A 16,010-nucleotide genomic window follows, 5' to 3' on the forward strand; every position below is an offset into this window, starting at 1 on the left:
GCCCTACGCTGCTCGTTTCCGAGTCGGTTGCCGAACCGTTTCCGACAGACTCAAATCACTACGAATTAAATTGCTGGTAATCCGTGATGATTCATAAATCACCGGCAATCCGCTGCCCGGGTGCGTACCGCCGCCGACAAGATAAACCGACCCCAAGTCCTCAAATCGATTGTGCGGACGACGATGAAGCATCTGACCAAGGTTGTGAGCCAGATTAAAGGTGGCCCCGAGGTGAATTTCATGTCCCGAATCCCAATCCGCTGGAGTCACGACTTGTTCAAATCGAATCCGACGCTCCAAATCTGTGACACCAACTTTTTCCAACTGACGAACAATCCGATTCCGAAATTGTTCGCGCTCTTGGTTCCAATCCACGTTGGCATGCATGTGCGTAACCGGAGCTAGAACGTAGAGTGTACTCATCCCCTGGGGAGCAAGTGACGAGTCCGTGACGCAGGCGTTCTGCACATAGAAAGAAGGATCCTCCGAAAGCACGTGCCGTTGCTCGATATCCTGGAGATTTCCCTCGTAGTCTTCGGCGATGTGAATTGTGTGATGAGGAAGGTTGTCGAATCGTCCCTCGACACCGAGATACATCATGAAAGTCGAACAAGAGAATTTTTTCCCCGTCAACTTTTGGTCCGTCCAGCGAGGGCGTAAATGGTCGGGCACAAGGCGATGCATGGCGCGTGAAAAATCAGCATTGACGACCAAGGCATCGGTGGCATATTCGGCTTGATCCGTTCGAATGCCTACGGCTTTTCGCCCTGAAAAGAGTATTTCTTCCACCGGTTCGTTCAAATGAATCTCAACACCCATTTCTTGAGCAATTTCAGCCATCCGCTCGCTTACCCGACAACAACCTCCTGTGGGATGATAAATACCATATTCATATTCCAAAAAGGCCAAGATGGAAAACAGACTCGGACATTGAAACGGGGACATGCCGAGATATTTTGACTGAAACGAAAAGGCGACAACCAAACGCGGATCGCTGAAATATTTTTGCAATTCGCCTCCGACAGAGCGCCACGGTTTCAACATCGGCAAGGCCTTCAACATCGATGGCCGCATCAAATCCACGGCGCTATTGAAAGGCGACTCTAGGATTGGGCGAAAACGGGCAAGCTTCTCTCGATTGTCCGTCATGAACCGGACGAACGAGGTCGCATCCTGGGGACAGATTCCGGCAATTTCTTTTTCCATCCGAGCGATGTCCGGTGTGGCATCAATCTTTCCTCCAGCACCAAAAGCAACTCGGTACTGAGGATCGAGTCGTGTCATGGGCACTTCCGACCAAAGATCACGCCCCACAGACGAGAAGATCTCAGCCAGCACACGGGGGTAGAGAAAGAAAGTTGGTCCAACATCAAATCGGAATCCATCCGATTCAATGGCCGAACATCGCCCTCCGACTCGAGGCATACGTTCGAGAATCTTGACGCGTGCGCCCGCGTGGGCAAGCTGCATCGCCGCGGCAAGGCCGCCTGGACCAGCGCCGATGATCGTGACCATCGGCTTACTCATTCGAATACTTGGGCCGTAATTGTCTTTCACTTGAGACACGTTGCTCCATCCATGGATGCCAACTGACTCGGAACTGAGACTGCGAGCAACCTGCTCACCCTCGCTCCACCACTTCACCGATTCCTTGTGTGACGCCCTGCAGTCACTTCCCTCGAACTATCTCGCCGCAGCCTCCCTGAGCCGAACCCCTTGGAGTGGGCTCTGCGTACCGTCGCTCGCAACATGATCCAATGGACAGATTATCTCATTCACAACACGAATCACCTCCGACCGTGGCACCTTACTGCCGGGTCCCAACTGCTCCACACACTCCAGTGCAAGCCAGGCCAGTTGCAGAGGTAGATCGGTGAACGCCACGAATCCGGCGGGTGCCTTCGCTTTTCGAAGCGATGAGACGTAGACCGTTGCTTTTTCCAAATCTTCACGCGCAAGTTCAAACAAACGGCCACGTTGCATATTCTCGGGGATAAAGTGGCGGCCCTCCGACCGATCCACCTCCGAATCCTTGAGGATATTGACCAACTGCAAACCTTCACCGAACCAACGAGCGTTAGCTTCGATCTCTGTTCGAATGATCTGTAATTCGGGTGAAGCCAACAAAAACAACTCGGTCAACATTTCACCGACTAAACCTGCCACGTGGTAACAATAATCTCGTAAGTCCTCGAGTGACTGCAAACGTACTGCGCTCGTTTCATCGCTCGCTTCCAACACCCGCTGCATTCCCACAATGGATACACCGAGATGCTTCAGAATAATGGTACGTGCCTCTGGCTGGAGTGATTCCGTGACTGCCAGCACCAAAGGCAAGTCATCAAGCAAATCCAAACAATTCTGGTCATCACAGGGCGCCTTGGGAAGCCATTCAGCGCGGTCGACAACCGAAAACTCGTCCCCTGTCACGAAACCATGCAAGCGATCCAAAGCTTCGAGTTTCTCCGCTTGGGTCAAAAACTGCCCGTCTTCGATTGTATCGGCAACTCGAAACAACAAGTAGGCAACCGACACCTCGAGTTGAACGGGAGGTGGCAATAGCGGGATTGCCAGCGCAAAGGTGCGACTCGTGCGCGTGAGTAAATCTTGTATTCGTGATTCGTGATTCGATGAAGAGTTCATCCACGATTCCCACCGGTGATCTGAAAAGGACGCGATTTGTGTAGGTTACCGCCGCCCCCAACAATCGACAACTGCATTTACGGAACGTCTGGAGACGCCGGCAGTCGCTGTCAAAGAAATCTGCTAGCAAAACAGCATGCTCGATCAATCTGGCGGCCCCACGTTAACCAACCAGCGCCCGGTTGAATCGGCCGCAGCGCGTGCCATCGCTTCGGTGTTGAATTCAAGTGAGATCTGCCCCGTTGCAGAAACACCGATCAGTCCCCCACGGACGGGTCTCTCGGGGTTTTCCAAGATGGCTCGAATCGCATCCTGCATCCGATCGCCCCGGTACTTCATGCGTGCGGAAACATCGTAACAGACTGCGTTGCGTATAAAATCCTCGCCAATTCCCGTGGCAGAAACAGCACATGATTCGTTGTCGGCGAACGTGCCCGCACCAATCAAGGGGGAGTCACCAACTCTACCAAACTTTTTATTTACAAGGCCCCCCGTCGACGTTCCCGCAGCCAAGTTTCCATGGCAATCGAGAGCCGCACAACCGACGGTACCCATCGCATCCGCATCGGACATTCGTCGCGCCCCGCGCAATCGCAGCAATCGCTGCCGTTGATGCGGGGTGGAAAAGAATTCATTGGGTACCCTTTCAATTTTCGGATCTTTGCTCAATTCAGCTGCAAATTTCTCAGCTCCGTCAGTCACTAACAGAATGTGCTTGGTATCCGACATTACCCGTCGTGCTAAAGAGATTGGATGCCGAATCGTGCGAACGCCTCCCACGGCGCCACATTGTCGGCTCTTGCCGTCCATGATGGATGCGTCCAATTCGTGACGTTCCTCGGCATTGAAGACGGCACCTTTTCCAGCGTTAAAAAATGGTGAGTCTTCCAGAATTTGGATCACGACCTCGACCGCATCTAAACTCGACCCGTTTTGCTTAAGGATATCGGTACCTGAGCGCAGCGCTTGATCTAGCACCTGTTCACGATTGCGTTTCCATTCTTTGCGTTGAGGAGCGGACCCAGCGCCGCCGTGTATGGCGATCGCATATTTCATTGTTTGGTTTGGATCGATTTCTTCTGACCTACCTGACCTGACAACAACCAGCAAAAGGCAAGAGACGATCAGTAGCTTCATGACGAATACTCACTGCCAAAGAGTAGAACAAACAAAGAGTAGAACAAACAGCTTGGATTCAAGAGGTCTTGAAAACAAATACCACGGCTAAATCAGGCGATCTGATTTATCAAAAGGCATTTCATAGAGATCACCGTCAACCGTAAGATCGCTACGCCGTTGTGCCTCATCCAGATAGGCTTGAGAGCATTGCAGCGATTCCAACTGCAACGTATTTCGGATGCGCACTAATCGAACTTGAGCGGGTGAAACTAAACCGATCGTTTGAAAAGCGGCTTCCATCGCCTGTCGATCAGACGCAAAACACATGGGGATGTAGCCACCTCCCATTCTTCCTGAAGTCACGCAATTGACACGGGTGGCGGCATAGTCCATTTCGTCCACGACATTTTGTGTTGTGAAGTCTGCCACACCAATTCCGCAAGCGTTCCCGTGCGTGGCCTCAGTCAATCCACGAACAATAATCCGTTTGATTTTTGGAAATTCATCAGGTGCAGCTACGTTTTCGTTAATTTTCCGCCCGACAACATTTGTGTCCATTCCTGTTCCGCTGATGTTCTTACCAATTTCGTCAATGATCAGCACATCGACATGTTCGAACGGTAAGCGGGCCATCCATTGCGAGGAAAGCCGCAAGAGTTCCGGTTCGCGTTTCACAATCGCCTCCGGTGATACGGCTTCGATCAACGCAGTCTGTTCAAAACCATTCTCCACAATGGCTAAACCTGCCACGATCTGACAGTTCTTGATTACGATGTCGGAAACACTTCGTATGATTTGATCAAAGCTAAATTCTTGAAAGGCGCGATGATAGGTTGAGGCACCATTTTGTTTTCCCAATCCAATCAGCATCATTTTCATTAATCCACTTTGTATCTCACCCAAGAAGTCTGTGTGCAGCTTGACGCGTCCACAGACGAGCACATGATCCGCCTGATAGGCTTGGCGGTCGAAATGCACATCGAATCCTTCTTCGGACTGGCAGACCACCACGGTTTCCATACTGGCTCGGATCGGGCAGCCACAGGATTCTTCTGTAATACCGAGAGATTCAAGCACCCGTACTTGACCTTCCACCGTGGCACCGCCGTGGCTGCCCATCGCGGGAACGATAAATGGCTTTGCCTCAATATTTTTGAGGAAATTCGAAATCGCGCGCACAATGATTTCAATGTTTGCGATACCACGACTGCCCACCGTGATTGCGACACTCTCGCCCGCAGAGATTTTTTCGGGAAGCGAAATTGCGTTCAATTGCCGATGAACTTCGCCAGCAACATCGGACAATTGGGGGCCTTCGAACGACTGTTGCAGACGAAATAACTTGGGAAATTCCACGGTCTTATTATCCCTTTGTAGGCGAGTGGGGATTCATGCGTTTTAAACAGGCAAGCTGACAAATCACATCATGGATTGAATCCGCATGATTGGAATCGAATTAGATTCGGCTTTCAAGCGTTGAACCATTCTGCCACCTCGCGAAGCCCCGTGACCGCATCATACAACGGCCAGTATTCCAGCCCAACGAATCCCCGACAATCGGTCCTCTGAATCGCTTCAAACACTTTGCAATAATTGATCTCACCCACGGTCAGCTCATGACGCCCTGGGTTCCCCGCCGCATGAAAATGACCAATGTGTTCGATCTGGCAGGTAATATTGTGAATCAAGTGACCTTCACTGATCTGTTGATGGTAAATATCGAACAAGACTTTCACCTTGGGGCTACCGACGGCTGCAACAATCTCAAACGCTTCGCTGCTTCGAATCAAGTACTAGCCCGGATGGTCAACATGTTCATTTAAGGGTTCGATCACGAGCGTTACATCTGCTGCCTCAAGCATCGGGACAACCATTTTCAAACCATCGATCAACGACTGGCGTTGGTCGTTTCGAGACACGCCCTCGCGACAGTCACCTACTTGCGAGATAATGGTCGGACAATTCAACTGCTTTGCCGTTGCAATCGACCCTTCCAGCCCCTCGAGGTACGCTCGTCTTTGCGCTGGGTCAACCAAGCTAATGAAATGAGTGCAACAGGCAGCGACTGTCAGAGAATTTTGTTCGCAACTCTGCTGCAATTCCACCAGGTTTCTGTCCCACCAACCCCAAAACTCGATCGCTCGGATTCCAGCAGCGGCCACCTGCCGCATCGCATCCTGGCAAGCAACGTTTTCAAAGATTGCATCAACACAAACCGATGGCTTGAAATGACTCACTAATCACATCTCCCAACGACATCCCAACCTTCACTGACGGACTGAACCATTCACAACCCGACTTTTGCTCGGTTAATTCGACCGATCGTTGCCAGGATGAGTCTTCATCATTTCGGAATTTGTCATGAATAACCAGATCACCCCGTCACGATTCTCTGGAAAGGTCATCAGAAAGTCCAATATTGGCAACAAGATCGCCGAACAGCAGTCCATGAAGCCCAAATTGCTCGCCAGTGATGCGAATATGAACAGGTCCCAAGCCCACCCGCCCTTCCATGCGCTGCAGGCTGTAATCCACAAACACCAATCAAATGGTCGATTCGAGCGACGAATTGATGGTAACGGACGCTTGCGGATCAGCCAAAAGTCGTTGATATTGGCGTTGGTGGGGCCTCACACCCACAATCACCTCGAAACGCCACACGTGCGTTTTATCGAATCACGACGGATGCGTCTGAATGATTGATTGGATCAAAAACCTACTTGAACAGGCCGAATCGAAAAGTCCCGAAACAGTCAGCCCTCAGATTACGCTATTGCTCCGAGAATCACTCGAAAATTGCGAGAAACTGTTTCGCACAAGCGCATTCATTGTCAAGCAGGAATGCCCTCACCTGATTAAGGGCGACCCCAATAAGTTTCTCGACTTAATGGTTGACCTGCATCGAGGTCTACTTGTAAAGATTTTAGTCGAAATTGCAGAGAGCGATCGGAATTGGAATCCGGCAGAATGCGAAGTGGCAATGCTCATTCTCCACCACGTGTGGAGTGTCAGAATCGACCAAGCAGATCTAGCCCTCGCGCTTCGTCGAGTTTCCGATCGAGCTGAAAAACTTAAGTGGCGATCGTTGCTTAAGCCTTACATTGAGATGCCACCGATTCACGACAAGCTAACTGATCTCAGCACCATCATCATGCGAGTTGCAAATTTGGTGGCAAAAGCAGACGGCACGGTAGAATCTTGTGAGCACGCCGTACTGCGACGGATTCAGGCCGAAGTCGACAAGGCAATGAATGAACAACACCAACGTCAACAACGGCAGTCAAATTCCGCCAAGACGAACTCGTCCATCGGTAAGCAAGCGATCGCAACAGCGGATTCCGAATCTCAACAAAGCGCTCTCGTAGCTGTCGCAGAATTGACAGAACAAGAGCGCAAAACGAGATTTGATCGGGCCATGCAGGAGCTTAATCAACTAATTGGCTTATCACCCGTCAAGAAAGACATTTGTGAACTTGTCGATTTCTTAAAGATTCAATCAGCCCGCCAGACACATGGACTCGCCACGCCACAAGTGAGTTTGCACACCGTATTTGAAGGAAATCCGGGAACCGGAAAAACAACGGTTGCTCGCATTATGGCAGATATTTTCTGCGGTCTTGGCATCATTAATACGGGGCAGACGGTCGAAACAGATCGCTCCGGATTAGTCGCGCAATACGCGGGGCAGACTGGCCCCAAGACCAACGAGCGGGTCGACGAGGCACTCGATGGCGTGCTTTTCATCGACGAAGCTTACACTTTGGTGACAGAGCAAGGTGAAGACGCATATGGAGTCGAAGCTATTCAAACTCTCTTGAAACGCATGGAAGACGATCGTGACCGTTTAGTTGTGATTCTTGCTGGCTATCCTCAACCAATGGAACGAATGCTGCGGTCCAATCCGGGACTTTCCTCCAGGTTTCAACGCACCTTTAAGTTCCCCGATTATTCGGCCAATGAACTTCTCCAAATCTTCTACAACATGTGCAAACGGAACCACTACCGAGTACCAAAAGAAACTCAGCGTAAATTGCATGCGACCTTTCAGACCCACATCGACCGCAAGGACGAACATTTCGGCAATGGACGATTAGCGCGAAACATTTTCGAAGAATCGATTCGACACATGGCTAGCCGCATCATCAGTGTTTCACCATTGACCCGAGAGTTGCTTTCAACACTCGAACCCGAAGACATCGCGACTGCGTGACCGACTCACAACTGGAACCGCGTAAATCTCCCGAAAAACTTATACTACGCCAACAGTCGCTATTCCCAGTTTGAATCAACCACAACAAGAAAAGGGTGCTATCCAAACAGCGGCAAGACTCGCCCATCACTGATCGGAAACGGACGTGCGAGCGGATCGTGAATCGTTGCTCTCGGCGAAATCCCCAGGGAGTGAAAAATGGTTGCGTGCAAATCAGCTGGTCCACAGGCATCCGATTGGGGAAACGCCCCCAGCCCATCGCTACTGCCATATACTTGGCCACCTTGAATCCCACCGCCAGCCAAGACGACAGAGTAGACATTCGGATAGTGGTCACGTCCTGCACCACCATTAATGCGAGGTGTTCGACCGAAATCAGTCAGTATCGCAACCAACGTATCTTCTAACTGCCCTCGCTCAGAAAGATCCCTCAACAAGGCCGATGCGCCGTGATCAAACACGGGTAGGAGACGATTTTTCAAACGATTAAAATTGTCGCCATGGGTGTCCCACATATCCCCTTGACCGCCATTCAAATCACCAGCCGCACAACAAACTTGCACAATCGGCACGCCAGCCTCAGTCAGTCGACGCGCCAACAACATGCTTTGGCCGCCCAAATGATGACCGTAGGATTCCCGCACACGTCGATCTTCTTTTTCCAAGTCATAGGCATTTTTCACCGCAGACCCGACCAACATTTCCATCGCAATATGCCGAAAGTAGTCGAAACTCTCAAAATCACCCTTACGACTAACCGGCTGCTCAAGCGATTGTAACAAAGCCTTTCGGGAACCAATCCGACGAAAGTCCACTTCATTAAGCTCCAAGACCTGGGAACCGAGGGTGCGCGACACGCCACCATAAGGGTCACCAGCTTGAGTTCGCATCACAATCGGATCGTAACGAGCTCCCAGCCAACCACCATATTCACCCGCTTGCAACGTGCCATTATCGACCATCGGATAAGGCACTCGAATCGCGCCCGGAATGCCGTCTGGAGGCTGGCGGAATTTGGACACCATGGCAGGCAAGGACGGCCAATCGTTACGCATTGGCGGAATGTTTCCCGCACGCGGGGGTTTGTGGCCCGTCAAATTCCAGTACATGCCGCGACCGTGAGCCGAATCATCGTGATGTATCGAGCGTATGATCGCGAGCTTGTTCGTCTCTTGAGCCAGGAGCGGCAGGTGTTCGCCAATCTGAATCCCGGGCGTCGCGGTGGAAATCGTGGAAAACTCACCGCGAATTTCCGCCGGAGCATGAGGCTTCGGATCCCACGTCTCGTGGTGACTCATTCCGCCCCAACAATAAAGGATGATGCAAGACTTTGCGCTGGGCTGCGAATTCGCGGTCAATGTCTTGGCTTCCGCACTCCGCAACCGTAACAACGAGGGCAAGGAAAGACCGCAGCTGCCAATCGAAGTCGCCAACATCTTGCGGCGTGAAATCCGCGGTAACAACTTGGACAAATCCAGATTGGCCTGATGTGATCGCATCTGCTTCTCCTTTCACCCCCCGAATAGGAAGCTTTAGCATATCTGTTTGACCGAGCAAATTCCATGCAGCTTACTCACAAACCTACGAATTCCGAACAGGGCTTATTCTCGGCAGGGAAGAGCATCTCCATGCGGCAGAAGAAACGACGATGCAACCGCGCTTCGAGAAATCACAATTTGCGACTGCCTCATCGAGTATTACGATATCGCATATTTTGTACAGGATCGCTCGAATCCCAAGGGACTGATCGCAGGCAGCGATCAGACTCTTCTCAAACCATCGTCAGTTGACTCGATCTGGGAACCTCAGACTCGAGAGCAACGAGTCAGCAGAAGTGAGGGTTATTGCGATTTTCTCACTTGCAAAATCAATGCTAGATTGTCTTAGCCACATCCGCATAATCACGAAGCCTGTGAAGACGAGCCGGAATTCCCCCAATGGGCAGTTGGGAAACCCGATTTGCCATTATGCATGAATGGCTTCGATGGGTTACAATCACACGAACGAATATTGCTCGGTCCCCTTAGAACGATTGATGGGCACGTCACATGTCCGGACAGTTTATCCATCCACGCCTTAATCGGAGACAAGCAATTCAGGCTGGTGGGATTGGTTTACTGGGTCTCTCTACGACCCATCTAGAACGTCTCCGCGCCGAAACCGGAAATCCTGCCAGCTCGGCCAAGAATGTCATCTACATTTTTTTGTCCGGTGGGCTTGGTCAACATGACAGCTTCGATCCCAAACCCAACGCATCAGAAGAGATTCGTGGCGAATTCAAACCGATCGCCACGAAAACGACTGGCCTGCACATTTGTGAACATCTGCCGAAACTAGCAAATCGCAGCGACAAATGGGCCCTCGTTCGGAGCCTGACTCACCCGTACAACGAACACTCTCAAGGCCATATGGCGATGTTGACGGGTCGAACCCCCATGCCGGTTGGTTTCAGCCCAGCGTCGCCCAAACCGGGTGACCACCCCTCGATCGCAAGTGTGGTGGGAGCCACAACCACTGTCCCCAACAATCTGCCACCCGCGATCATTTTGCCTGAGAAACTTGTGCATCGCAGCGGTCGCGAAATTCCAGGCCAATTCGCTGGAGTGATGGGACCGCAACGTGCGCCCTATCTGCTGGATTGCTGTAAGTTCAACGGTAAGTCTTATGGCGCATGGCCAAAATATGGATTCCACCATCAACGCGGGGGTGAGAACCCAGCCGGTTATCAATTCTCAACACCCAGTCTTGTTTTACCCGAGGGTCTGACCCAACAGCGACTTGGTCAACGTGTCGATCTTTTGAACTTGGTAGAAAGGCAGCAACACTACCTCAGGCAACTGGCCGAAGTTGAAACATTCGACCGCTTCCAAGAACGAGCGGTGGCAATGCTAAGTGACGGTAAAATGAAGGGGCTCTTCAATGTCGCAGGAGCCGACCCCAAAACGCTCGACCGGTATGGGCGTCACACTTTTGGCTGGTCGCTCTTACTCGCTCGCCGCTTAGTCGAGGCAGGTGTGAATTTAGTACAAGTCAATTTAGGCAACAACGAAACCTGGGACACTCACGGCAATGCATTCCCCAGTCTAAAAAACTATTTATTGCCACCAATGGATCAAGCCGTGTCGGCGTTGCTTGATGACCTTGACGACCGAGGCTTGCTTGAATCAACACTCATCGTGATGGCAGGCGAATTTGGGCGTACCCCAAAAGTCTTTCGGTTACCAGAACATTACGCACTCCCAGGACGTGATCATTGGGGCGCCGTTCAATCCGTATTTTTCGCAGGCGGTGGGGTAAAAGGCGGAAACGTTGTCGGTTCCTCCGACAAGCTGGGGGCTTATCCTCACGACGACCCGCAAACCCCAGAAAACATGGCCGCAACGATCTACCAGGCCCTCGGTTTACCCAAAGCTGCAACTTGGCACGATCTGCTAGACCGTCCATTCCCGGTTTACCATGGTGCCCCGATTCGCGGCCTCTCATAGCTTGAACACTGGCCAACTGAAACGACCGTCGCATAACGTTCCGATTGGTTTCTAACGACGGGGATTCACGGTCAGCACATCCTTTCGACAGCTCTCTGCCGAGAGGAATTCGACAGGCTTTTCAATAATCTCATTATGGGGAAGTCGGCATCAACTTCAGTCACGATCGCCACCAAAGAAAAGCGAGGTTGCCATTCGCCTGAATAGCTGCGTGTTTCGACCTTCCCTCGGAGCAAATTCCCCAACAAGAATTCAGCACGTAGGATTTCGCGCCAAGGAAACGCTCGAAAAAATCACCACTTTTCGCAGGAGAAAATTCCAGACGGTACAAATGAACAAGGCCGCGATTTTTGAAATCCTAAAATCGATTCCGAAAACTTCCGTACCAATCCACAACAAAAACTCTGTGAGTACAAGCCCGATCAAACCAATGAGAAAAAACAGAAAGAACTCTGTTCTTCGGTCTTGGAATTGTCGACAAGGAAACACCCAGCGAACACAAAGCAAATAATTAACGCAAATCCCGATCGAGTAACCGATTGCGGCCGCGACAAGATAGTTCAGCCCAAGAAATTCAACCGCTCCCAACAAGCAAGAAAAATCGGCGACCAAGGCGATTAGACCCACAACACCAAATCGAAAGGCCTGCACAAAGGTACTGTTGTTTTTCTCTTGCAGAAGCTTTGATCAGATCATCCAGAAAAACTCATCGAAAACATTAAGTGACGAAATCCGCAGCCTCTAAGCCAGCTGCAGTAATCGTGGCAGCTTCCTGATAAGCCTCATAGTCCGTATTGATCGACCAAAGATTATTCCGACTTTGCTTCAACAGATTTTCGGCTCCCAGGAGCCCCATCAAGATGCTGTGATCCTGATTGTTGTACTTGAAGGCACCGTAGCGACCGATGGGAATCAAGCCGTTAAAGTCAGACAGATAGCCTTGGATCGTGGAAAGATGTGTCTTGTAGTTCCGCGCGTACACTGGATAGCAACGTGGCACCCGCACAACATGTCCATCCAGGATTTCAGATGCACCAATCAGACCGGTTGACCGCATTTCAGATTTCGCGCGGGCAATCAATTCCTCGTCGGCTTCTCGCCACATGGAATCATCGTCGTTTGCCCAGTATTCGAGCGAAAGAATCGTTTCGTCCGAACTGCCATATAGCTCGGGAATCCAATTCCGAAAGTTCGTGACACGTCCAACTTGAAGATCAGGAGCATGCACATAGACCCATTGGTCATCAAACAGATCAGTGGCAGCAATTCGCAAGTAAACAACGATCGTGTTTCGAAATTTCAGTGAATCTGCCGATTCCAACACGTGCGATGGAGTTCCCTCGAGACCGTTCACGAGCAAGGTCATCGGCATGGTGGAAATAACGTGGTCAAATTCCCGCGTACGACCGTCCTTCAATTCCACACCGGTAACTTGTTTGCCCTGATGAATCACCCGTTGCACGGGGCAATTCAAACTGACATCTCCCAAGACATCGATATAATCAGCCATCCGTTCATAGATCATTCCCGTCCCTTCAAGCGGGAACGCGAATTGATCCACTAACGTTTGGTGGTGTCGTCCTCCCAATCCAAGCGCATTCTTTGCTACCTCAGCCAATGACAATTTTTTGATTCGTTGAGCTGCAAAATCCGCATCAAGATCCTGACAGGAAATCCCCCAAAGCTTTTCGCTGTATGTCTTGAAAAAGATTTCGAAAAGACGACGACCAAATCGGTTGACTACCCAAGATTCGAATGACGCTCCTTCGACTCCAGGAGACAGTCGTTGTCGCGCATAACTCGCCAGACAGCGAGCGGACTCTGCGAGTCCAAGATTCCTCAGTGCATTCCCCGGTTGCAACGGGTAATTAAAAAAATTTCCACCGTAATAGATCCTGGTCAGACGATCCACCATGCGGTAATCGCGTTCGGCTATTTCCAACCAGAGGCGATTTACACGCGCATCGGAGCTGAAGAAACGATGAGGTCCCAAATCGACTGTTTGTCCCCAAAGTTGGAACGAACGACACATCCCTCCAACAGCACTTCCCGCCTCAAAAACTTCAACCTTCGTCCCAGCTTTGGCCAACTCGTAGGCCGCTGTGAGTCCAGCAGGTCCGGCACCGATCACGCCAACCTTCATCACATCCTCTTTCCGCCTAAAACGTGCACACAACCTCGAAAACGGATCGACCTCGAGATGGATCTAAAAACGGATCCTTCTCCAGTGAAGATAGGTCATAAAAGCGAATTTAGGCAAGAAGTCAATATTTAACGGTTGCAAAATCAGCACAGAATTGGGCCCCGAACAGAACGAATCTCTGCTACCTGAGCTATATAGATTGGGGACGTTGAGAGTCAGAAGATCATATCTTGACTCGGTTTTGCCAGCCGAAGCTCCGATGTCCGCGATATTACGATTCATTCAACGCGCACGACCGGATCAGACATGGACAACGCTGCCGGACATTTGCCCACCAGCAATCGATTCAAGGACTTGAGCAAGTCGTTCTTGAAATTCAGCTTAAATCCATGGTGCCTTTTTTTGGGCTTGTTATTGCTTAACGCAATAATGCGTCCCTATTCGGATCTCATTCACGACGCGCGGCTCTACGCAGTGCAGGTATTAAATCGGGCCAACTTTGGCCTCTACGGTGATGACCTTTACTTGAAGTTTGGAAGCCAGGATCGATTTTCGCTCTTTTCAAAATTCGTCAGCCCCTTCGTACAACCATTTGGAATCCGTAGCACTTTCTTTTTTTTCTATTTGGTGAGTAGCTCGTTCTTACTCTTCTCTGCCCAAAGATTTGTCAGCAGGATCGTGCGGTGGAAGTCGGTGGCTGCTTTGTCATTGATCTATATCGCGGTCAACCCGGTTCCGTTTGGAGGGTTGGACGTTTTCCATCTGAACGAAAACTTTTTGACACCCCGTTTAGCTGCAATTGGATTCGTACTTTTTGCAATGACCCATCTTGCTCACCAGCAAATCGGTTATTCCCTGCTGTGCCTATTCCCTGCATTTCTGCTCCATCCGGTGATGGCATTCAGCGGTTTCTTAGTTTGGCTTTATTTCACACTGACGACATTCCTGTCGGGTCGGCAAATTGGCCTGCTTTTCGCTGCCGGGCTCACACCACTTCTCGCCATCATATTGCACCCACCCTGGGGCGACGCAGTCTTGGGTGAAATGGACGCCACCTGGAAACAGAATGTTCAGGTCTCAAACCATTACGCATTTCTGCAGGAGTGGACACTCACGGATTGGATTAAAATCGGCACAGCGTTTGCGATCACATTAACATCCCGCAATACGCTGCGTCTGAATGAGTCGACGAAGCGACTACTCGATGGAATCGTCACAGTGGCAACTCTGGGGATCATCGGCGGACTAATTGCTCCTTGGCTCCCTTACGCCTTGCCGCTTCAAGGCCAACCCTACCGAGCATTGTGGTTGCTACAGTTCATTCAGATCCCGCTGGGAGCCGCCTTGCTACGAGCAGCATGGACTGACAGCAAGCCGCGCGCAACTAGCCGCGTGATTCTCCTGGGCAGTTGTTTCGCCGCTGGCGCCATGACACTCGTCCAAACCCTATCCTCATTCAGCATGCTGTGGGTCTTACGAAGTCGGAAACAACTCGCCGAAAAGACGAATGGTAATCTGCCGACGAACCAACGAATTCTGTTTTTTGTCGCAGCAGTTCTACTAACCATCCCTCTGCTGGCACCGTTAATTGCTCATTGGGATCAAATAAAGAACGTACCATCTCCGATTGATTTGCTGCGATTCGTTCCGCCCACACTCGGGCCGCTTTATACCTTGCTTGCCAGTGTCTTGATGATCACTTGGATGTTTTGGCAAACGGGTGGCGGACGTCTATTTTGCACGACGGCGACCGTTGGATGCCTTTCGCTACAAGCGTTATTTTTCACAGGCCCTCAATGGGCACAATCCACGCATTGGGTGGCACGACATGAACACCATTTGACCGAATTAAACGGCTTCCTTGATCAACGTTTCAAGGACAGCGATCGATTGCCAACCCTTTACTGGCCGCAAATAGGCCTCGACGACATCTGGGTCACACTTGGATCCAAATGCTTTTTCTCGAAACAGCAGACAGCTGGAAACATGTTTAATCGCGGCACGGCAGTGGAGGGGCAACGGCGTGCAACCCTCGTCAGCCCCTTTGAACTTGCCGAGTTAAAACGGAATGGAAAGACGATTAACCGAAACGATTGGACAACCAGGTCGCTATTCGCGCTGTATGGATCGGATTTCGATGTGGAACCATCTTGGCACGCCCTTGACGAATTGTGCCAGGAAGATGTGGACATCTTGGTAATCCGACAGAACTTCGACAATCTTCACTCCATCCAAATTGGCGATCTGTTTATTTATGAATGCGAAAAAATCCGCGATACGGTGCATCAACGAGTTACCAATCGATCCCAACACACGACGATTCCCGTTACATCCCAACCTTCCGTAACGGAATCAAATCAAAAAAAGAAAACGCGTTCACCACATCCTGTTGAATCAATGTGATCCTCGC

The 16,010-nt window shown here is 50.8% G+C and carries 10 protein-coding genes and 1 pseudogene; 4 read left to right on the plus strand and 7 right to left on the minus strand.

The features are described from left to right. Positions 1-3: 3 nt before the first annotated feature. From crtI to P8N76_06715, 5 genes and pseudogenes are all read right to left on the minus strand, one after another. Entirely contained in the window at positions 4-1,644 is a 1,641-nt protein-coding gene (gene crtI / locus P8N76_06695; GenBank protein ID MDG2381345.1) for a phytoene desaturase family protein, read from the minus strand. Positions 1,645-1,683: 39 nt separating this feature from the next. Next, positions 1,684-2,643, minus strand: a complete 960-nt coding sequence (locus P8N76_06700; protein ID MDG2381346.1) for a squalene/phytoene synthase family protein — start codon at positions 2,641-2,643, stop codon at positions 1,684-1,686. Between the two features lie 144 nt (positions 2,644-2,787). Beyond that, on the minus strand, positions 2,788-3,780 hold the full coding sequence (locus P8N76_06705; protein MDG2381347.1) for an isoaspartyl peptidase/L-asparaginase: 993 nt from the start codon (positions 3,778-3,780) through the stop codon (positions 2,788-2,790). A gap of 87 nt (positions 3,781-3,867) precedes the next feature. Next, the gene (locus P8N76_06710) at positions 3,868-5,118 is read right to left on the minus strand and encodes a lactate racemase domain-containing protein (GenBank protein ID MDG2381348.1); all 1,251 of its coding nucleotides are present in this window, start codon (positions 5,116-5,118) and stop codon (positions 3,868-3,870) included. A 113-nt stretch (positions 5,119-5,231) separates the two neighbouring features. Beyond that, a pseudogene (locus P8N76_06715) lies at positions 5,232-5,933 on the minus strand (TIM barrel protein). A 190-nt stretch (positions 5,934-6,123) separates the two neighbouring features. Between P8N76_06715 and P8N76_06720 the strand changes: the two are divergent. Next, positions 6,124-6,465: a hypothetical protein gene (locus P8N76_06720; GenBank protein ID MDG2381349.1), complete on the plus strand. Its 342-nt coding sequence runs from the start codon at positions 6,124-6,126 to the stop codon at positions 6,463-6,465. Then, positions 6,458-7,972 carry an AAA family ATPase gene (locus tag P8N76_06725; protein MDG2381350.1) on the plus strand — a complete coding sequence of 505 codons (1,515 nt, stop codon included), beginning with the start codon at positions 6,458-6,460 and terminating at the stop codon, positions 7,970-7,972. The genes P8N76_06720 and P8N76_06725 overlap by 8 nt, the downstream gene beginning before the upstream one ends. Before the next feature lie 98 nt (positions 7,973-8,070). Here P8N76_06725 and P8N76_06730 read toward each other — a convergent pair whose 3' ends face one another. Next, on the minus strand, positions 8,071-9,471 hold the full coding sequence (locus tag P8N76_06730) for a DUF1501 domain-containing protein (GenBank protein MDG2381351.1): 1,401 nt from the start codon (positions 9,469-9,471) through the stop codon (positions 8,071-8,073). Positions 9,472-10,020: 549 nt separating this feature from the next. On the opposite strand from P8N76_06730, the gene P8N76_06735 reads away from it, so the two are divergent. After that, on the plus strand, positions 10,021-11,457 hold the full coding sequence (locus P8N76_06735) for a DUF1501 domain-containing protein (protein ID MDG2381352.1): 1,437 nt from the start codon (positions 10,021-10,023) through the stop codon (positions 11,455-11,457). 718 nt (positions 11,458-12,175) lie between these two features. Here the strand turns inward: P8N76_06735 and P8N76_06740 are convergent. Continuing rightward, entirely contained in the window at positions 12,176-13,600 is a 1,425-nt protein-coding gene (locus P8N76_06740; protein ID MDG2381353.1) for an FAD-dependent oxidoreductase, read from the minus strand. Positions 13,601-13,906: 306 nt separating this feature from the next. Between P8N76_06740 and P8N76_06745 the strand changes: the two genes are divergently transcribed. Beyond that, on the plus strand, positions 13,907-16,003 hold the full coding sequence (locus P8N76_06745; protein MDG2381354.1) for a hypothetical protein: 2,097 nt from the start codon (positions 13,907-13,909) through the stop codon (positions 16,001-16,003). Positions 16,004-16,010 lie beyond the last annotated feature (7 nt).

Source organism: Pirellulaceae bacterium, from assembly GCA_029243025.1.
In the GTDB taxonomy this organism is placed as follows: domain Bacteria; phylum Planctomycetota; class Planctomycetia; order Pirellulales; family Pirellulaceae.